The following is an 18,717-nucleotide window of genomic DNA, read 5'->3' as shown; positions in this document are numbered from 1 at the left end:
GAGACGCCGCCCTTTCCTATTCGCTGCGTGAGCGCCTAGCCCACCGAAGCCAGACGGCTAAGCGCCGCCTCGAGCTTGGCTTTCGCGGCTTCCGCATCCGCCAGGCGTTCGCGGTTTTCCTCGATGACCTCTTCCTTGGCGCGGGCCAGGAAGTCGGGATTGCCGAGCTTCTTGTTGACCTTCTCGATCTCGCCGGCGTGACCGGCGATTTCCTTGGTCAGGCGGGCCTTCTCGGCGGCCAGGTCGATGAAGTCGGCGATGGCCAGGGCGCCGGTCGCCTCGCCCATCACGATCGGCACCGAACCGGTCGGCGCGGCCTCGGCCTCGCTGACGCTGTCCAGGCGAGCCAGGGTCAGCAGCAGGTCGCGGTGACGGGCCAGGCGAGCCTTGGTCTCCGCACCGGCGCCGACGACGCTGAGCGCCGGTTTGGCCGACGGCGGCACGTTCATCTCGGCGCGGATCGAGCGGATCTCGCCGACCGTGCCGACCAGCCAGCCGATCTCGGCCTCGGCTTCGGCGTCGATCCAGCTTTCCGGCAGGTCCGGCCACTGGGCCGAGATCAGCATGCTGTCGCGAGCCGGGCCGAACTCGGCGGTCTTGTCCCACAGCTCCTCGGTGATGAACGGCATCACCGGGTGCAGCAGCTTCAGGATCACGTCCAGCGCCCAGGCGGCGGTGGCGCGGGTCTCGGCCTTGGCGGCCTCGTCCTCGCCGTTCAGGATCGGCTTGGCCAGCTCCAGGTACCAGTCGCAGAACACGTTCCAGACGAAGCGATACAGCGAACCCGCGGCTTCGTCGAACGCCGGGGCTTCCAGGGCCTTGGTGACCTCGGCCACGGTCTTCACTGTCTCGCCGCGGATCCACTTGTTGATCGGCTGCTGCACGGTCGAGGGATCGAAACCCTCGACACGGACGCACTCGTTCATCTGGGTGAAGCGCGTGGCGTTCCACAGCTTGGTGCCGAAGTTGCGGTAGCCCTCGATGCGCTGCTTGCTGAGCTTGATATCGCGCGCCTGGCCCGACATCGCCGTCATGGTGAAACGCACAGCGTCGCAGCCCAGTTCGTCGATCAGGATCAGCGGATCCATCACGTTGCCCTTGGACTTGCTCATCTTGGCGCCCTTCTCGTCACGGACGAGGGCGTTGATGAACACCTGCTTGAACGGGGCCTCACCCATGAAGTGGATGCCCATCATCATCATCCGGGCGACCCAGAAGAAGATGATGTCGAAGCCGGTGACCAGGGTGCTGGTCGGGTAGAACTTGGCGACGTCGGCGGTCTTTTCCGGCCAGCCCAGGGTCGAGAACGGCCACAGGGCCGAGCTGAACCAGGTGTCCAGCACGTCCTCGTCGCGGTTCAGCACGACGTCGGCGCCGAACCGCTCTCGTGCTGACGCGTAGGCCTCTTCCTCGGTCTCCTCGACGAAGATCGAGCCGTCCGGACCGAACCAGGCCGGGATGCGGTGACCCCACCACAGCTGGCGCGAGACGCACCACGGCTCGATGTTGCGCAGCCACTCGAAGTAGGTCTTTTCCCAGTGCTTGGGCTCGAACACCGTCTCGCCGGTCTCGACGGCCTTCAGGGCCGGCTGGGCCAGGGTCTTGGCGTCAACGTACCACTGGTCCGTCAAGAAAGGCTCGATGACCACGCCCGAACGGTCGCCGTGCGGGACCATGTGCTTGGTCTTTTCAATTTCCTTCAGCCAGCCCTCTTCCTCGGCGCGGGCGACGATCTCCTTGCGCGCGACGAAGCGGTCCTTGCCGACATATTCGGCAGGAACGCTGTCGTTCAGCTTGGCTTCCGGCGTCAGGATGTTGATCGCTTCCAGACCGGCGCGCTTGCCGACGCCGAAGTCGTTGAAGTCGTGCGCGGGCGTGATCTTCACCGCGCCCGAGCCCTTGGTCGGGTCGGCGTAGTCGTCGGCGACGATCGGGATGCGGCGGCCGACGATCGGCAGGGTCACGAACTTGCCGACCAGGCCCTTGTAGCGCTCGTCGGTCGGGTGAACGGCCACGCCGGTGTCGCCCAGCATGGTTTCCGGACGAGTCGTGGCCACCACGATGTAGTCGCGGGTCTCGAACTCGGTGGCCTTGCCGTCGTCATCGAAGGCGATCGGGTGCTGGTAGGTGACGCCATCGGCCAGCGGATAGGCGAAGTGCCAATAGGCGCCGTCGACTTCCTTCTGCTCGACCTCGAGGTCGGAGATGGCGGTCTGGAACTGCGGGTCCCAGTTGACCAGGCGCTTGTCGCGATACAGCAGGCCCTGCTTGTAGAGCTGGACGAACACCTTGCGGACGGCTTCCGACAGGCCCTCGTCCAGGGTGAAGCGTTCGCGCGACCAGTCGCACGAGGCGCCCAGGCGGCGCAGCTGGTTGGTGATGGTCCCGCCGCTCTCGGCTTTCCACTCCCAGACCTTGTCGACGAAGGCGTCGCGGCCCAGGTCGCGGCGGCCGATATTGCCGGCGGCGGCCAGCTGGCGCTCAACGACCATCTGCGTGGCGATGCCCGCGTGGTCTGTGCCCGGCAGCCACAGGGCGGCCTTGCCGCGCATGCGGTGGAAGCGGGTCAGCACGTCCTGCAGCGTGTTGTTCAGCGCGTGGCCGATGTGCAGCGAGCCCGTCACGTTCGGCGGCGGGATCACGATGACGAACGGCTCGGCGTTCGGATCCTCGCTGGGCTTGAAGGCCCCCGAGGCCTCCCAGGCTGCATACAGGCGGGGTTCGACGGATTTGGGATCGAAGGTTTTATCGAGCATGGCGGTGGGGATATGCCATCTGCGGCCCGGCCGGGAAACCGGCGGGCCTTGGTTTCTGACGGTTTTTCAAACGAAAAAGGCGGCCGCCGCAGCGACCGCCTCGATTTCTCGGATCTTGGAAGGGCTTAGACGCCGCGACCGCGGGCGATCCGTTGCACTTCTTCCTCGACCTTGGTCTCGACGATGCGCGGCAGGTTCTGGTCCAGCCACTCCTTGAGCAGCGGGCGCAGCAGCTCGCGTACGACGTCTTCCAGGGTGCGGGCGTCCTTCGGCATCAGCAGCGCCGAGCTCAAGCTGCCAAAGGCGCTGGCGGCGGCCGAGGCGGCCGTCGTGCCGACCAGGGTCTCGGCCACTTCGTCGCGATCGAAGATCGGCGGCGCGGCCGGCGGCGGCGTGTAGACGGGTTCCGGCTCGGGCTCCGGCGGCGAATAGACGTCGATGTCGCCGACGGTGGCCAGCGGCTCGGGCTCAGGCTCGGGCGCGATCGGGTCGGTCAGCTCGAGGATGTCGTCCTCGGGCTCTTCATAGATGGGCTCAGGCTCGGGCTCCGGCGGCGGAGGCGGCGCAGCCTCGGCCGCAGGCTCCGCCGGCGCGTCATCCTCCGAGATGATGCGTCGGATGGAGGCGAGAATTTCCTCCATTGTCGGTTCTTGCGAGCTCTGATCGGACATGTGCGGGGCCGTCGTAAAGAAATACGAATCCTGGTGCGTCCTCGAAGAACGCGTAGCCGCGATGGTGCAGACTTGCGCGGCTTAAGCAAGCGCAAGTCTGCGGCATGGGCTGAATCGACGCGGGGAAACCCTTATTTCGCGGTCGTTTGCGGCTTGGCCGACGGAGCGCCCAGCTTGTCGATCGTCTCGACCACCGGCTCCCACGGCACCCAACCGGCGTGCGTGACGCGGTCGTACGAGGCCTTGGGATCGTAGGCGGTCGTGCCGGTCGCCAGCTTGTTGACGTCCAGCTGGCCCATCGCCTGCAGCAGCGCGGCGCTGGCCACGTACTCGTCGCGACGAGCGCCGACCAGGGCCAGTTCGGCGTTAGCCAGTTCCAGCTGGGCGTTCAGCACGTCCAGCGTGGTGCGCAGGCCGACCTGCTGCTCCTGGCGCACGCCTTCGAAAGCGATGCGGCTGGCGCGGACCTGCTCCTCGTTGGAGACCAGGTTGGCGCGGGCGGCCAGCAAGGTGCTCCAGGCGGCCGAGGTCTGCTGGATCACGGTGCGCTTGGCGCCGTCGACGGCGATGCGGGCGGCGTTCTCACGCTCGCGCGCGGCGCGGACGTTCGAGGCGTTCAGGCCGCCGGTGAACAGCGGCACGCGGGCGGTCAGCTGACCGGCGATCTGGCGATTGTACTGGCCGAACTGGTCGCGGTTGCCGTTCACCTCGGCGGCGTCGTAGCCCAGGCTGGCGCCAGCCGAGACGGTCGGCAGGTAGGCGGACTTGGCCAGGGCCACGCGGGCGGTGGCGGCCTGCTCGGCGTAGCGGGCGGCCTGCACCGCGGGGTTGCTGCCCTCGGCGGCCTCGAAGGCCTGCTCGACCGAGGCCGGCAGCACATTGGCCAGCGAAGGCTCGGGCGTCAGGTCGGTCGGGTTCTGGCCGACGATCTGGGCGTAGGTGGCGCGGGCGACAGCCAAGTTGGCCTGGGCCGACGACTGGCTGGCCTTGGCGGCGGCCAGACGCGCCTGCGATTGGGCGACGTCGGTGCGGGTGATCTCGCCGACCTCGAAGCGGGCGTTCGATTCGTCGAGCTGACGGGTCAGGACCGCGACGTTCTCGTTGGCGATCCGCAGGGTTTCCTGGTTGCGGCGCACGTCGACATAGGCGGTGACGACATTGGCCAGCACGCCCTGCTCCACGCGGCGCAGGTCCTCACGGCCGGCCAGCACGTCCGCCTCGGCGGCGGACAGGTTGGCGGTGGCTTGGCCGCCGGTGAACAGCGGCTGAGACAGCTGGATCTGCGCGCTGCTGGCGCCGACCTTGTTGGTGTCGGCGCCGTTGACCAGCACCCCGCCGACGACGGTCGTCGTGGGCACCGCAAGGTCTGTACGGGAGTAGGAGATGCTGCCCTGGGCGTTCACCGTCGGGCGGAAGCCGGTGCGGGCCCGGACGACGCTTTCGTCAGTGGCGCGCTGGACGGCGCGCTGCTGCTGCAGCGTCGGGTTGGTCTGATAGGCGAGCGCGACGGCGTCGGCCAGGGTCTCGGCCTGAACTTGAGCGACTGGAACGACGAGAAACGCGCCGGCCATAAGGCTGACGCTGCAAGCGGCCAGCAACCCGGCCCGTCGACGGTTCGACATCTAGATACTATCCCCAATCACGCGAACGACGTCGCGCCCACTGCAATATTATCGCGTGTAAGTCGAACCGCCAGGGGGCGCCAATTAAGCTTTCGTCACGCGAACGTCCGCGCGACTGCCGCTCTTAGAAGCTGAAGCTCGGTTCAACCTCGAAGCCCGCCAGCAGTGGCGGCGAGGCGTCGAACGCCTGGCGGCGGCCCACGCCGTCTTCGGCGCGCAGATAGATGGCCGCGTGGCCCACCGGGCCGGTGCGCTCGATCACGCCCAGACGACCACCGATGGCCAGGGCGTCCTGCCAGGCCTTGGGGGCCGCGGCGACGGCGCCTTCGCAGATGATGACGTCGTAGCTGCCGGCCGGCACGGCCTGCAGGTCGTCACCCTCAAGGCGCGTGACGGCCACGCCCATGGTTTCCAGCACGGCGGCGGCGTACGGCGCGGCGATGGCCAGGGCCTTCTCGCCTTCGCGCGGCTTCAGCGTCTGCATCAGCTTGCCCACCTCGCGCGGACGCAGCAGCCAGCGGCCCGGCGCATACTCGATGTCGGCGTCGGCATAGGCCAGATAGGCCTTCGAGGCGGGAACCACGCTCTCGCGGGCCACCACGCGAAGGGCGTCCTGCAGCGGCAGGTCGGTGACGTCAGCGGTGCGAATCTGGCTCTCGACCATGTTCAGCCGCGCGGCGGCGAAGTCGGTGCTCATGGAATCCCTCGAAGGAACTGGACTTTCGAGCAGGCTTATAGGTCCGCGTCCGGCCCGAAAGCAATGCGATCGGAGGCCAAGCTCGCCTGCCAATGGTCGCATGACGGCCTTAAAAGCGTCATCGACTTCCCAAGGCATGGGCAAAAAGACCAAGGGACGATCATCAGAAGTAGTGACGGTCATTGTCACGTAACGTCGATTGATCACGCTCGCCCTATGGTAAATAAGCAGCCATCGGCGGCGCGTCCGGCGATGGGGGAGGAAGCCCGAACAGTACGGCTTCGTGGGGAACTGCCATGCTTGACGCGAAAGTAGTGATCGCGGGTGCGATCGTGGCCCTTGTGGTGATCTATTTCTTGCCGCGTATCGATATGGTCGCGCGCAAGAGTTACGGCCGTTATCGGCGCAAGAAACGCGACCTTCGACAGCAGAAGGAACGCGAAGAACAACTTGCGCGACGCACGCAGTCGCAATAGCGGCGGCAAAAAGGCAAACGGCGGAACCAAAGACCTTGCACGGTACTGATCTGGGGCGGCGCAACACCGCGCCTCAGTTCTCCTTTCAAGGTCCGCTCGATGAAGATCGCCCAGGTCACCCCTCTTTACGAGGCTGTTCCGCCGCGCCTGTATGGCGGCACGGAACGCGTTGTCGCTCACCTTACCGACGCCCTCGTCGACCTCGGCCATGAGGTCACGCTATTCGCCAGCGGCGAGGCCCAGACCAAGGCGAAACTGATCAGCGTCCGCGACCAGGCCATCCGCCTGGATCCCGCCCCTCTGAAGTCCGATCTGGCCGCCCATCTGGCCCAGATAGCCGAGGTCCGCGCCCTAGCCGACGAGTTCGACGTCGTCCACTTCCACACCGACATGGTGCAGTTCCCGTTCTTCGCCGATCGGGCCGACCGCACCCTGACCACCCTGCACGGCCGCCTGGACCTGAAGGACCTGCCCGCCGTCTACAAGCGCTACCCGCAGTTCCCACTGGTCTCGATCAGCGACGACCAGCGCCGCCCCCTGCCCTTCGCCAACTGGGCCGGCACGGTGCATCACGGCATGAATTCCGACCTCTACACCTTCTCGGAGAAGAGCGACGGCTACCTGGCCTTCCTGGGCCGGATCTCGCCCGAGAAGCGCCCTGACCGCGCGATCATGCTGGCCAAGCGCCTGGGCAAGAAGCTCAAGATCGCCGCCAAGGTCGACCCCGCCGACCGCGCCTATTTCGAGGACAAGATCGAACCGATGATGCTGGGCGATCCGCTGATCGAGTTCATCGGCGAGATCGGCGACCACGAGAAATCGGCCTTCCTGGGCGGGGCCGAGGCCCTGCTGTTCCCTATCGACTGGCCCGAACCTTTCGGCCTGGTGATGATCGAGGCCATGGCCTGCGGCACGCCCGTCATCGCCTATCGCTGCGGCTCTGTGCCTGAGGTCATCGACGACGGCGTGACCGGCTTCATCGTCGACAATGACAATCAGGCCGCCGAGGCGATCATTCGCGCCGCCGGCCTGGATCGAAACGCCGTACGTCGGCGTTTCGATACAAGGTTCTCGTCCGAGGCGATGGCTCGCCGATATGTCGCGCTCTACGAAAGATTGTGCGATGGCGCCGCGGTCTATCCCGCCCTGGTCGAACTGGCGGAAAGCGCCTGATTTCTGAGTCTTAGGAGGGGTTATGGAGAATCTCGCACCGGCGCTGGACGCTCCGGTCGACTACGGGGTCACGGCGGAAGTCCGTGCTCCGCAGAATCTCTACGCCCTCAAGGACAAGGACACGTTCATTGTCGCCGACCAGTTCGGCGACATCGCTGGGCAGGGTGACGGGCTCTTTCACAACGATACCCGCATCCTGTCCTTCTACCGCCTGAGCCTGGGCGGTCGCGCGCCGTCGCTGCTGTCGGCGGCGGTGGCCCACGACAACGTCTTCTTCACCTGCAACGGCACCAACCAGGCCCTACCCTATCCGGGCGAGCGCATGGGTCCGCCGGGCGTGCTGCACATCGAACGCAAGCGCTTCCTGTGGGGCGAGCGGATGTACGAGCGCATTCGCTGCGTAAACTACAGCCGCGACACCGTCCTGCTGCCGATGACGATCGAGTTCGACGCCGACTTCCGCGACATGTTCGAGGTGCGCGGCACCCACCGGGCCAAGCGCGGGACCAAGGGCCCGCCGCATGTCGACGGCCGCCGCGTCGCCTACAGCTATATCGGCCTGGACGGGGTCGAGCGCTCGTCCTTCATCTGCTTCTCGGACGCGCCCTATCGCATCGGCCCGCACAAAGCCGAGTTCATGTTCACCCTGCAGGCCGAGGGCGTCACCGAGCTCTATATCGAGGTCGGCGTCATTGACGGCCACGCGCCCAGCAGGGAACGCTTTCGCGACGCCGCCGCCCGCGCCCGCTGGGACATGCGCGCCCGCCGCCGGCATGGGGCGCGACTGAACAGCTCGGGTCGCCTGTTCAACGAATGGCTGGGCAAGTCGCGCTCGGATCTCGCCCTGCTGACCACCAGGATGGAGACCGGCCCTTACCCCTATGCCGGCATCCCCTGGTTCTCGACCGCCTTCGGCCGCGACGCGATCATCACCGCCTGGCAGATCCTGTGGTTCGAGCCGTCCTTGGCCAAGGGCGTGCTGCGCTACCTGGCCGCCCATCAGGCCCAGGAGCGCTCGACGTTCCGCGACAGCGCGCCGGGCAAGATCATGCACGAGACCCGCAAGGGCGAGATGCCCGCGCTCGGCGAGGTGCCGTTCGGCCGCTATTACGGCGGGGTCGACACCACGCCGCTGTTCGTGGCCCTGGCCGGCGCCTATCAGGAGCGGACCGGCGACGACAAGCTGATCGACGAGCTGTGGCCCGCCCTCGAAAAGGCCATGCACTGGATCGAGCATGACGGCGACAGCGACGGCGACGGCCTGATCGACTACGCCCGTGGCCAGGACAGCGGCCTGTCGAACCAGGGCTGGAAGGACAGCGAGGACAGCGTCTTCCACACCGACGGCCGCTATCCGTCCGGCCCGATCGCCCTCGTGGAGGTCCAGGGCTACGCCTTCGCGGCCTATCGCGGCATGGCTCGACTGGCCGAACGACGCGGCGAGGTCGGCCAAGCCACGATCTGGCGCGAGAAGGCTGATCGCCTGCGCGAGAAGGTCGAGAGCCTCTTCTGGATGGACGACCGCGGCTACTACGGCATCGCCGTGGATGGCCAGGGCCAGTTGTGCCGGACGCTGTCGTCCAATCCCGGCCACCTGCTGTTCTGCGGCCTCGTCTCGCCCGAGCGCGCCCGCAAGGTCACCGATCAGCTGTTGTCGGCCAGCTTCAATTCCGGCTGGGGCCTGCGGACCCTGGCCACCGGCGAGGCCCGCTTCAACCCGATCAGCTATCACAACGGCTCGGTCTGGCCGCACGACACGGCGCTGTGCGTGATGGGCCTGTCCCGTTACGGCGAGCGCGACGGCGTGGTGAAGCTGACCTCGGCCCTGTTCGAGACCGCCAGCCGCATGCAGATGCGCCTGCCCGAACTCTTTTGCGGCTTCCCGCGCTCGCCCGGCGAGCCGCCGGTGGCCTATCCTGTCGCCTGCCTGCCCCAGGCCTGGGCGGCGGGCTCGGTGTTCATGATGCTGCAGGCCTGCCTGGGCATCAGCATCGACGCCAATCGCGGCGAGATCGTTCTGGTCGATCCCCGTCTGCCGATCGGCATCGACCGGCTGAAGATCGAGCACCTGCGCGTAGGCGACGAGACCGTGGACCTGACCTTCGAACGCCAGGGCGAACGCGTGTCGGTGCATGCCGACGGCGGGGTGCCGCTGGCGATCCGGTCGAAGCCGACCTGGAGCTGATTGTCAGGGAAAAGAGAGAGTGGCTCCGCGGGTAGGATTCGAACCTACGACCAGCCGGTTAACAGCCGGCTGCTCTACCACTGAGCTACCGCGGAACAGGTCGCTCTCAAGAAGAGGCAGCCTGATAGCCGCCTCACCGAGTCGGCGCAAGCCCAGAAAGTCCTGAATTCACAGGCGAAACGCACGACCAAACATCGCGACACAGATCATCGATTTGGGGGATCTTCCGAGAGGAAGAGAGTGGCTCCGCGGGTAGGATTCGAACCTACGACCAGCCGGTTAACAGCCGGCTGCTCTACCACTGAGCTACCGCGGAACAGGTCGCTCTCAGAAGAGGCCGCGTGATAGCCGCCCCCTCGCGCCGATGCAAGCGCCTAATTTCAAAAAAGCAGCTCGGCCTAGGGCTGGCCCAATTCTCAAAAAAACAGCCCGACCTAGGGCCGGGCTGTGGAAGTCAGTGATGGTGGGGTGTCCTCAAAGAAGACGCCCTGAAAATCGGGCCTTCGTGGTTAATCAGATCTTAATTTTGAGCCCGCCGGCCATTTGGTCGCAGGCGTTCTGACCCATTCTCGGGACGCTTCCTACGGGCGCTTCGGAATCTCCAGTCCGCGCTGCACGGCCGGGCGCGCCAGCCCCGCTTCCAGCCAGCGCGGCACGTGCTTCAGCGTCGCCCAGTCGACCAATTCGCCAGCCCCATAGAAGCCGACCAGATTACGCACCCAGCCCAGGGTCGCGATGTCGGCGATGGTGTAATCATCGCCCATGATCCAGTCGCGGGTGGCCAGACGGCCTTCCAGCACGCCCAGCAGGCGCTTGCTCTCGGCGACGTAGCGGTCGCGCGGACGCTTGTCCTCGAAGTCCTTGCCCGCGAACTTGTGGAAGAAGCCCAGCTGCCCGAACATCGGACCGATTGCGGCCATCTGGAACATCACCCACTGCAGGGTCTCGTAGCGGGCGGCCGGGTCGGTGGGCAGGAACTTGCCGGACTTCTCGGCCAGATAGACCAGGATCGCGCCGGACTCGAACAGGCCCATCGGCTTGCCGCCCGGACCGTCGGGATCGATGATCGCCGGGATCTTGCCATTGGGGTTCAGCGACAGGAATTCAGGACCCCAGGTCTCGTTCGCGCCGATGTCGATCATGTGGGGCTCGTAGGCCAGCCCCGTCTCCTCCAGCATGATCGACACCTTCACCCCGTTGGGCGTCGGCAGCGAGTAGAGCTGGATCCTATCGGGATGCTGGGCCGGCCAGCGCTGGGTGATCGGGAAGGCAGACAGATCCGACATGGGGGAACCTCGTTGCGGGAGCGGAGCAGATTTGGCGTGCCCGCCAGCTGTTTTCCAGTGCGGCAGCGCTTTTCCCGTTCACCAAACCCCGCTATCGGAGCGCCGGGGGAATACCAAAGACATGACGACTGCTGACGATCACTGGCCCGCGACGCTGGAGCGCGTGACCAACGCCCTGGATTTCGAGCTGACCAATCAGCAGATCGGGGCCAAGACCACCCAGCCCAGCTTCCTGATGCGCGCGATCGCGCCCAGCGACATCTCAGCCCTACCGGCTTTGGTCGCCACCGCCGTCCATGCCAGCCTGGAGGTCGATCGCCTGATCGCCCTGCCCGGCCCCGGCGGCTATGACCCCAAGGCCCGCAGCGTGCGCCAGGCCCTGGTCGACGCCCTGAACAAGGAGCCGCCCGGCAGCGGCCAGCGCTCGCCGTTCGTGCTGGGCTACAAGACCGCCTATCGGCTGGAACTGGCGCGGGTGATGTGGAAGGCGATCTCGGACGCACCGGCCCGCCGCCTCCAGGAACTGGCCCGCGCCAGGGCTTTCTAAGCCGCTACCAGGCGCCGGTGTTGGGCATCGAGGCCCACGGCTCGGCCGGCTCCAGATGACCGTTCTGCAGCAGCTCGATCGAGATGCCGTCCGGCGAACGCACGAAAGCCATGTGGCCGTCACGCGGCGGGCGGTTGATGGTCACGCCCATGTCCATCAGGTGTTGGCAGGCGGCATAGATATCCTCGACCTGATAGGCCAGGTGACCGAAATTGCGACCGCCCTGGTACTCTTCGTCGTCCCAGTTGTAGGTCAGCTCCAGCAGCGGCGCCTTGCGGGCCTTGGCCGCCTCGGCGTCCTCGGGCGCCGAGAGATAAACCAGGGTGAAGCGGCCCTTCTCGCTCTCCATGCGATAGGCTTCGACCAGGCCCAGGCCTTCGCAATAGAACCGCATCGACGCGTCCAGATCGCGGACGCGGACCATGGTGTGCAGATAGCGCATGTGGGCAGACTCCTTCGCAAGACGGGGTCGATATAGCCCCCGCCTTACAAAGGTTCTACCGGCAGCGGTTCTAGACCGGCTCGCGCTCGCGGGTCTGGCGACGCCACAGGGCCGCGTACTCGCCGCCGGCGGCCAGCAGCACCTCGTGACGGCCACGCTCGACCACCTTGCCTCGGCGCAGCACCACGATCTGGTCGGCGTCGGCGATGGTCGACAGGCGGTGGGCTACGACCAGGGTGGTTCGCCCGGCCCTGGCCTTGCGCAGGGTGGCCTGGATCGCCGCCTCGGTGCGGCTGTCCAGCGCGCTGGTGGCCTCGTCCAGTATCAGCACGCAAGGTTCCGCCAGCAGCGCCCGAGCGATGCCGACCCGCTGGCGCTCGCCGCCGGACAGCTTCAGGCCCCGCTCACCGACCTTGGTGGCCATGCCCTCGGGCAGATTGCGGACGAACTCGCCCAGCTCGGCCGCCTCGGCCGCGGCCCAGACCTCGGCTTCGGACGCCTCAGGGCGCGCGAAGGCGATGTTCGCGGCCAGGGTGTCGTTGAACAACGCCACGTCCTGAGGGACCAGCGCCACGGCCCGTCGCAGCGAGCCTTGGGTCAGCGCCCGCAGGTCGTGGCCATCCAGGGTGACGCGGCCAGCCTGCGGGTCAATCATCCGCAGGGCTAGGCGCACCAGGGTGGTCTTGCCCGCGCCCGAGGGCCCGACGATGGCCACGGTCGTGCCCGGCGCGATGTCCAGCGACACCTCGCTGAGGCCTTCCGAGCGCGCGCCGTGGCGGAACGACACCTGCTCGAAGGCCACCGCCCCACCCCGGTGGTCGGCGCATGGCGGCAGGTCGATGGCGTCCGGCGCGTCGGCGACGTCGGCGCTCTGCCGGCGCAGCTCCAGCATCGCCTCCATGTCGATTAGCGACTGGCGAATCTCACGATAGGCAAAGCCCAGGATATTCAGCGGGGCGTATAGGTTGATCAGGATCAGCACCGCGGCGGTGACGTCGCCAGGCCCGATCCGCCCCTGCGCCGCCTCCATGCCGGCCAGCACCGCCATGCCGCCCAGGCCCAGGCTCATCACCGCAGACTGGATGACGTTCAGCAGGGTCAGCGAGTTCGTCGACTTGATCTGCGCCTCGCCGTAGCGGTCCAGCGCGCCCTCATAGCCCGCCACCGCCCGCGCCTCGCCGCCAAACGACTTGACGGTCTCGTAGTTCAGCAGGGCGTCGACGGCCCGGCCGGCGGCCTCTGCGTCAGCCTCGTTCAAAGCGCGGCGATGACCGATCCGCCAGTCGGAGATGGCGAAGGTCAGGTAGCCGTAGGTCACCACGGTCAGCAGAGCCACGGTGGCGAACCGCCAGTCATAGGCCTTGGCCAGCACGGCGGCGGCCATCAGCAGCTCCACGCCGGTCGGGGCGAGGTTGAACACCAGACTCCGCAGCAGGAAGTCCATCGACCGCGCGCCCCGGTCGATCACCCGCGACAGGGTGCCGGTGCGCTTGGACTGATGGAAGTCGATCGACAGCGACAGCGCGTGCGAGAAGGTCTCGATCGCCGCCCGGCTCTGAGCCGCCTGGGCCACGGGCGTGAAGACGGCGTCCCGGGCTTGCGGCGCGGCGGACGAGATGAAGCGGATCAGGGCCCAGCCGATGGCCAAGCCGGCGAACGACCAGGTCACCGCCACCGCCGCCCCCTGCCCGGCCGACAGCCGGTTGACGGCCGCGCCCAGCATCAGCGGGGCCAGCACGCCCAGCGCCTTGCCGGCCAGGGTCAGGCCGAGCGCGACGCTCAGCCGCCAGCGCAGGCCCGGGGCCTTGGAACGCAGGACCAGCTGGACCAGGTCGCCCATCGCCTTCCAGAAACGCACCGTCTGCTCGGGCCCCGCGATCCCACCCGGCGTCGCCTCGCGCCCTGTCGAGGCCGGGCCGCCCATGCCCCTCATGCTTGGTCTCTCATCGAGTGGCGCCGATCAGCAGTGTGGTCTGGACGCCGCCGCCCGGGGTCATCCAGTCGATCCGCCACCCCTGGGCCGTACGCTCGGCGCGCGAGGGGCCATAGGTCAGCGGCGCTGGGGGCGAGGTGATGATGGTCACCTGGTCCTCGCCGCCCTCGCCGCCCACCTGAACGTCGTGCGCGCCGTGGGCCAGCGAGTCGCTGAGCGAAATGACGAACCGGCCGGCGTCGTCGGTCTTGGCGCCGCCGCGAGTGACCCGGTCGACGCGGACGTTCAGCCCCGCCCCCGGCGACGCCACCCCCGAGACCACCGCCCCGCCCTCGCGGTCGACGTCGACGGCCAGGATGCGCGGCGACGACGAGCCGCCGGTCAGGCGCAAGGCGCCGGCCCCGGCGCGCAGCAGCGCCACCTCGCCGCCCTCGGCGATCATCACATAGCCCTCGGCCTGGACCGTGCGCCCGTCGCGCGTGGTCGACAGGCCGAACAGTCGCACGCCGGGCTGGTTGGGGACCGACAGGTTCCAGCGCCCCAGGGCGTCGGTGCGACCCATGATCACCTCACCGGTCGGCGAGCCCAGGCGCACGTCGGCGTCGGGCGTGCCTTCGCCCGAGAGACCGATGCGGTGGGAGGCGTACTGCGCGCTTTCGACCACCGGCGGAGCCACATAGCCGGCCTCGGCGCTGTCGGGCGTGGCGGGCTTGGGCGCGCGCGGCGTCGGCGGACCGCAGGCCGCCAGGATTCCCGCCGCCAGCCCCATCAAGAGGATCTGCGACTTGAAAGCCTGGGAGCGAATCCGGATCATGCGGCCTCAAATAGGAACGAAGCGAAGGGCGCGCGACCGGCGCGCCTTCTTCATGTGTGGAGTGGACGATGACGCCCAACGAGTCTAGCCGCCTGGGATCGGTCTGCGTCTACTGCGGATCGTCCAACGACGCCGACCCCAGTTACCTGACGGACGCCTTCAAGATCGGCGAGAGCTTCGCCACGGCGGGGCTGAAACTGATCTATGGCGGCGGCGGCGTGGGCCTGATGGGCGCCACCGCGCGAGGCGCACATTCGGCCGGCGGCGCGGTGCAAGGCATCATCCCGACCTTCCTGCGCGGCCGCGAGCAGCCGTTCGACGACGTCGAGACGGTGATCGTCGACAACATGCACGAGCGCAAGATGATGATGTACGAGCGCTCGGACGCCTTCGTCGTGCTGCCCGGCGGCATCGGCACCCTGGAAGAAATCATCGAACTGCTATCTTGGCGCCGTTTAGATCTTCACCAGAAGCCGATTGTGTTCCATAACCCCGGCGGCTTCTGGGATCCGCTGTTCGCACTGATCGAGCACACCATCGAAGCGCGCCTGACCCCGCCCACCCTGGCCAAGGCCTGGCGCTCGGTCGAACGGGCCGAGGACGTCACTCCGGCCCTGCTGGCCTGGGACGAAGAAATCTTCCAGTCAGGCGCTCCGGCAACGCTTCGGCAGTTGACTTAGTTTTCAAAAGAAACGAACTATGCGTGCAAGCGTAGCGGCGCCATGAGTCCGCGCGCTTATGCGTCGGAACTCCCATCCGGCGCGGGGATAGGAGACCAAGGAATGCGTACCGCTCTATTTGCGGGCCTGACGGCCTGCGCCCTGATGGCTGGCCTCGTGACGCCGGCTTTCGCCGCCGACGAAACCGCCTCGCTGAAGCTGAAGACGCCCGCCACCGCGGCGCAATTCATCCACGACGGTTCGGTCTGGCACTGCAAGGAAGACACCTGCAGCACGACCAAGACCCGCGCCCTGCCCGCGGGTCGCGCCTGCCGCAAGCTGGCCGGTCAGCTGGGCGAACTGACCGCCTTCACCTACCGCGGCGCGGCCCTGGACGATGCGGCCATCACCGACTGCAACACGGCCGCCAAGCGCTAAGCCCGCGCCCATGGATGCAAGAAGGCCTCTGCCGATCAACGGCGGAGGCCTTTTTCGTGAACCGATCCAGGCGTGGAAAGGCTAGTGGCGCCCGTTCAACGCCTTGAACACCGCCTCGTAGCCGTTCGCCTCGGCAAAGCGCAGCGGCTTGACCCGCTCGACCAGAATCTCCCCGCGGGGCGCTTCCCGACGCTCGATCAGATCCATGACCTCGGCGACGTAGTCAGCCAGCGGCATCGCGTTGGGGTTCTCGGCATGGCCAGGCATCAGGTCGGTGGCGACGGCCGGCGGGGCCAGTTCCAGAACCTCGATCCCGGTGTCGACCAGCTGGTGGCGCAAGGACTGGCTCCAGGAATGGATCGCCGCCTTGGTGGCGTTGTAGGTCGGGGTAGCGGCCAGCGGGATGAAGGCCAGTCCCGAGGAAACGGTGATGATCGTCGCGGCGGGCTGAGCACGCAGGTGCGGCAGCAGAGCGGCCGTCAGCCGGATCGGCCCGAGCAGATTCGTGGCGATCGTCGCATCGACCGTATCCAGGTCGAAGACGTCCGCCAGCAGGTTCTCCGCCAGCATGATCCCGGCGTTGTTGATGACGACGTTCAGGGCGGGATGAGCGGCGGTCAGCTTGCCGGCGAAGGCGCGGATCGCGGCGGCGTCAGTGATGTCCAGGGTGGCAAAGTCCATGCCCGGGCTCTCGGCGCAAACCGCCTTCAGGGCATCGGCGCGGCGGCCGCTGATGATGACGTGATTGCCGCGCGCATGCAGCGCTTCGGCCAGCGCCCGACCGATCCCGGAACCGCCGCCGGTGATCAGGATCGTGTTTCCGGTGATGTTCATTTCGGGTCTCGCTTGCAGGAAAGTGTTGGGCCTGAAACGAGTTAGGATGATAACTCTCCAAAAGAAAGTAGGCACCCAAAGGAGCCATACTTACCCTTCGGAAAGTAATGGACATGAAGCCGGATATCGTCGCCAGGATCGCAGATCCCGCCACCGGCCAAGTCGCCGATCCGCGGGTGGAGGCGCTGGTCAATGAGGTCATCGGCCGCGTCGCCGACAAGTGGACCATGCTGGTGCTCGAAGTGCTGGCCGAACATGGCGAGCTGCGTTTCACCCGCGTGGGTGAACTGGTGGACGGCATCAGCCAGAAGATGCTCACCCAGACCCTGCGCTACATGGAGCGTGACGGCCTGGCGATCCGCACCGTCCACCCTGTGATCCCGCCCAGGGTCGAATACCGGTTGACGGACCTGGGCCTGACCCTTGCCGAAGCCTTCTGCCCGGTCTGGCATTGGGCGGAACGAAATCTCGAACAGATTGAGGCCGCGCGCGAAGCCTACGACAAGCGATAGAGCCCCGGACCCTACCTGAACCAACGACGCCAGAAAGGCCGGCGGCGCTGTGGCCGGTCGCCGACCAGCAGTCCGCCCATCAGGCCGAACGAGAGCATGGCGTGGTTCATCTTCGATACGTTCATGGCGGCGCCTCCCAGGTGAGCCGTTAGGACCAGGAGACGCGCGCGGCTTACAGGGGTTCTCCCCCTCCTAGTCGTCAGCGCGTCAGGGCCGAACATGCGCGCTTGGGCCGACCTCGCAAACGATAATATTCCGCATAAGGATGATATCAGCGCGCGGACGATCGATTCTCAAGCTGTTGAAATTGCTCGACTAAATAATCCGTATACGGTGAATTTTTTCGCAGCCTGAGACACAGCAAGGCTTTGCGGGACCTCGCTGGGCCCCACCAACCGCGAGCCGGTTTTGACGCCACCGCCCCACCGCCGTGTAGAAAAAAGCCGCCCGCGTCGGCGTGACGCAGGCGGCTTCGGCATTTCAGACCCGTTGGTCCGTGGACGGCCTTAGGCCGCGGCGTCGAACGACAGGGATTCGTAGCGCTTCAGGTGATGGTCGACCGAGCCGAACAGGCCCTCGATCAGGCTGGCGCGCTTGAAGTAGTGGCCGATGGCCAGCTCGTCGGTCATGCCCATGCCGCCATGGATCTGGATGGCGTTCTGGCCCACGAACTTGCACGCCCGGCCCACGCGCACCTTCATGGCCGAGACCGCCTTGGCCCGCTCGGCGTCGCTCTCGTCCAGCTTGATGGTGGCCATGTAGGTCATCGACACCGACTGCTCGACCTCGATGAACATGTCGACCATCCGGTGCTGCAGCACCTGGAAGTTGGCGATCGAGGTGCCGAACTGCTTGCGCTGCTTGGCGTAGTCCAGCGTGCCTTCGTGCAGCTTGCGCAGCACGCCCACGGCTTCGGCGCCGACGGCGGCGGTGGCCTCGTCGATCACCTTGTTGACCAGCGGCAGGCCGTCCTCGGCGATCAGGGCGTCGGCGGGCAGCGAAACGTTCTCAAAATAGACTTCCGAGGCTCGGCCGCCGTCCACCGTCGGATAGTCGCGGGTGACGATGCCCGGCAGGCTCTTGTCGACCAGGAACACCGAGACGCCGCCAGCGTCGCGCTGGGCGCCGCCGGTGCGGGCCGTGACCACCAGGTGGGTGGCGAACGGCGCGCCGACCACCACGGCCTTGTGACCGTTCAGCACGTAGCTCGCGCCGTCCTTCTTGGCCGTGGTCTTCAGGTCCTGCCAGGTGTAGCGGGCCTGAGGCTCGGCATAGGCGAAGGCGATGGTGGTCGTGCCGCCGACGATGCCCTCGATGACCGAGGCCGCGCCCGCATGGCCGGAGTGCTTCATGAAGCCGCCACCGATGACGACCGTGCCCAGGTAGGGCTCGATGACCAGCGCCTTACCGAACTCCTCCATGATGACCATGTTGTCGATCGCGCCGCCGCCCAGGCCGCCCAGCTCTTCGCTGAACGAAGCGCCCAGGATGCCCAGCTCCTCGGCGAAGGCCTTCCAGTAGTCGGCGCGCCAGCCGGCGTCCGAGCTGACAATCTTGCGGCGGGTCTCGAAGTCGTACTTGTCCTGCAGGAAGCTCGCGACCGTGTCGCGGACCATCGACTGCTCTTCGGTGAAGTTGAAATCCATCCCTGGGTTTCCGTTCTTTTTGATTG

17 protein-coding genes, 2 tRNA genes and 1 pseudogene are annotated in these 18,717 nt (G+C 66.9%); 7 read left to right on the top strand and 13 right to left on the bottom strand.

The genetic code is table 11. From position 1 onward, the window contains the following. Positions 1-35: 35 nt before the first annotated feature. The 4 genes from ABDW31_RS22100 to ABDW31_RS22085 all read right to left on the bottom strand — a co-directional run bounded on the left by ABDW31_RS22100 (position 36) and on the right by ABDW31_RS22085 (position 5,746). Positions 36-2,756, bottom strand: a complete 2,721-nt coding sequence (locus tag ABDW31_RS22100; protein WP_184720185.1) for a valine--tRNA ligase — start codon at positions 2,754-2,756, stop codon at positions 36-38. Positions 2,757-2,881: 125 nt separating this feature from the next. Continuing rightward, entirely contained in the window at positions 2,882-3,427 is a 546-nt protein-coding gene (locus ABDW31_RS22095) for a DUF2497 domain-containing protein (protein ID WP_184720187.1), read from the bottom strand. A 131-nt stretch (positions 3,428-3,558) separates the two neighbouring features. After that, positions 3,559-5,049 carry a TolC family outer membrane protein gene (locus tag ABDW31_RS22090; protein WP_184720189.1) on the bottom strand — a complete coding sequence of 497 codons (1,491 nt, stop codon included), beginning with the start codon at positions 5,047-5,049 and terminating at the stop codon, positions 3,559-3,561. Positions 5,050-5,173: 124 nt separating this feature from the next. Beyond that, the gene (locus ABDW31_RS22085; RefSeq protein ID WP_184720191.1) at positions 5,174-5,746 is read right to left on the bottom strand and encodes a protein-L-isoaspartate O-methyltransferase; all 573 of its coding nucleotides are present in this window, start codon (positions 5,744-5,746) and stop codon (positions 5,174-5,176) included. Between the two features lie 296 nt (positions 5,747-6,042). On the opposite strand from ABDW31_RS22085, the gene ABDW31_RS22080 reads away from it, so the two are divergent. From ABDW31_RS22080 to ABDW31_RS22070, 3 genes are all read left to right on the top strand, one after another. Beyond that, positions 6,043-6,222 carry a hypothetical protein gene (locus ABDW31_RS22080; protein ID WP_184720193.1) on the top strand — a complete coding sequence of 60 codons (180 nt, stop codon included), beginning with the start codon at positions 6,043-6,045 and terminating at the stop codon, positions 6,220-6,222. Between the two features lie 99 nt (positions 6,223-6,321). After that, a complete protein-coding gene (locus tag ABDW31_RS22075) occupies positions 6,322-7,395 on the top strand; it encodes a glycosyltransferase family 4 protein (protein WP_184720194.1) in 1,074 nt (357 codons plus the stop codon). 22 nt (positions 7,396-7,417) lie between these two features. Beyond that, on the top strand, positions 7,418-9,580 hold the full coding sequence (locus ABDW31_RS22070) for an amylo-alpha-1,6-glucosidase (RefSeq protein WP_184720196.1): 2,163 nt from the start codon (positions 7,418-7,420) through the stop codon (positions 9,578-9,580). 20 nt (positions 9,581-9,600) lie between these two features. On the opposite strand, the gene ABDW31_RS22065 is transcribed toward ABDW31_RS22070, so the two are convergent. The 3 genes from ABDW31_RS22065 to ABDW31_RS22055 form a co-directional block, all read right to left on the bottom strand. Next, positions 9,601-9,675: transfer RNA gene (locus ABDW31_RS22065), tRNA-Asn, on the bottom strand. A gap of 146 nt (positions 9,676-9,821) precedes the next feature. After that, a tRNA-Asn gene (locus ABDW31_RS22060) sits at positions 9,822-9,896 on the bottom strand. 265 nt (positions 9,897-10,161) lie between these two features. Continuing rightward, the gene (locus ABDW31_RS22055) at positions 10,162-10,866 is read right to left on the bottom strand and encodes a glutathione S-transferase N-terminal domain-containing protein (RefSeq protein WP_184720198.1); all 705 of its coding nucleotides are present in this window, start codon (positions 10,864-10,866) and stop codon (positions 10,162-10,164) included. Positions 10,867-10,987: 121 nt separating this feature from the next. On the opposite strand from ABDW31_RS22055, the gene ABDW31_RS22050 reads away from it, so the two are divergent. Further along, on the top strand, positions 10,988-11,413 hold the full coding sequence (locus tag ABDW31_RS22050) for a hypothetical protein (protein WP_184720200.1): 426 nt from the start codon (positions 10,988-10,990) through the stop codon (positions 11,411-11,413). A gap of 4 nt (positions 11,414-11,417) precedes the next feature. Here the strand turns inward: ABDW31_RS22050 and ABDW31_RS22045 are convergent, their stop codons facing one another. The 3 genes and pseudogenes from ABDW31_RS22045 to ABDW31_RS22035 all read right to left on the bottom strand — a co-directional run bounded on the left by ABDW31_RS22045 (position 11,418) and on the right by ABDW31_RS22035 (position 14,602). Next, on the bottom strand, positions 11,418-11,855 hold the full coding sequence (locus ABDW31_RS22045) for a VOC family protein (RefSeq protein ID WP_184720202.1): 438 nt from the start codon (positions 11,853-11,855) through the stop codon (positions 11,418-11,420). A 70-nt stretch (positions 11,856-11,925) separates the two neighbouring features. Further along, positions 11,926-13,868: pseudogene (locus ABDW31_RS22040) on the bottom strand (ABC transporter ATP-binding protein/permease). Beyond that, positions 13,799-14,602: a hypothetical protein gene (locus ABDW31_RS22035; RefSeq protein WP_184720206.1), complete on the bottom strand. Its 804-nt coding sequence runs from the start codon at positions 14,600-14,602 to the stop codon at positions 13,799-13,801. The pseudogene ABDW31_RS22040 and the gene ABDW31_RS22035 overlap by 70 nt, the downstream one beginning before the upstream one ends. 68 nt (positions 14,603-14,670) lie before the next feature. On the opposite strand from ABDW31_RS22035, the gene ABDW31_RS22030 reads away from it, so the two are divergent. Both ABDW31_RS22030 and ABDW31_RS22025 read left to right on the top strand, forming a co-directional pair. Then, entirely contained in the window at positions 14,671-15,282 is a 612-nt protein-coding gene (locus tag ABDW31_RS22030; RefSeq protein ID WP_184720208.1) for a TIGR00730 family Rossman fold protein, read from the top strand. A gap of 102 nt (positions 15,283-15,384) precedes the next feature. Next, positions 15,385-15,699: a hypothetical protein gene (locus tag ABDW31_RS22025; RefSeq protein WP_184720210.1), complete on the top strand. Its 315-nt coding sequence runs from the start codon at positions 15,385-15,387 to the stop codon at positions 15,697-15,699. A gap of 81 nt (positions 15,700-15,780) precedes the next feature. On the opposite strand, the gene ABDW31_RS22020 is transcribed toward ABDW31_RS22025, so the two are convergent. Next, positions 15,781-16,533, bottom strand: a complete 753-nt coding sequence (locus ABDW31_RS22020; RefSeq protein WP_184720212.1) for an SDR family oxidoreductase — start codon at positions 16,531-16,533, stop codon at positions 15,781-15,783. A 113-nt stretch (positions 16,534-16,646) separates the two neighbouring features. Between ABDW31_RS22020 and ABDW31_RS22015 the strand changes: the two genes are divergently transcribed. After that, positions 16,647-17,045: a helix-turn-helix domain-containing protein gene (locus tag ABDW31_RS22015; protein WP_221444689.1), complete on the top strand. Its 399-nt coding sequence runs from the start codon at positions 16,647-16,649 to the stop codon at positions 17,043-17,045. An 11-nt stretch (positions 17,046-17,056) separates the two neighbouring features. Here the strand turns inward: ABDW31_RS22015 and ABDW31_RS22010 are convergent, their stop codons facing one another. Together ABDW31_RS22010 and ABDW31_RS22005 are read right to left on the bottom strand one after the other, a co-directional pair. Beyond that, a complete protein-coding gene (locus ABDW31_RS22010) occupies positions 17,057-17,185 on the bottom strand; it encodes a hypothetical protein (RefSeq protein ID WP_343699559.1) in 129 nt (42 codons plus the stop codon). A 366-nt stretch (positions 17,186-17,551) separates the two neighbouring features. After that, complete coding sequence (locus ABDW31_RS22005; protein WP_343699556.1) at positions 17,552-18,691, bottom strand: acyl-CoA dehydrogenase family protein; 1,140 nt, start codon at positions 18,689-18,691, stop codon at positions 17,552-17,554. Positions 18,692-18,717 lie beyond the last annotated feature (26 nt).

The sequence above is a fragment of the Caulobacter sp. genome (genome assembly GCF_039596335.1).
Lineage (GTDB): Bacteria > Pseudomonadota > Alphaproteobacteria > Caulobacterales > Caulobacteraceae > Caulobacter.
The sequence above is the reverse complement of the archived record's forward strand: the minus strand, read 5'-3'. Positions and strand labels throughout refer to the sequence as shown.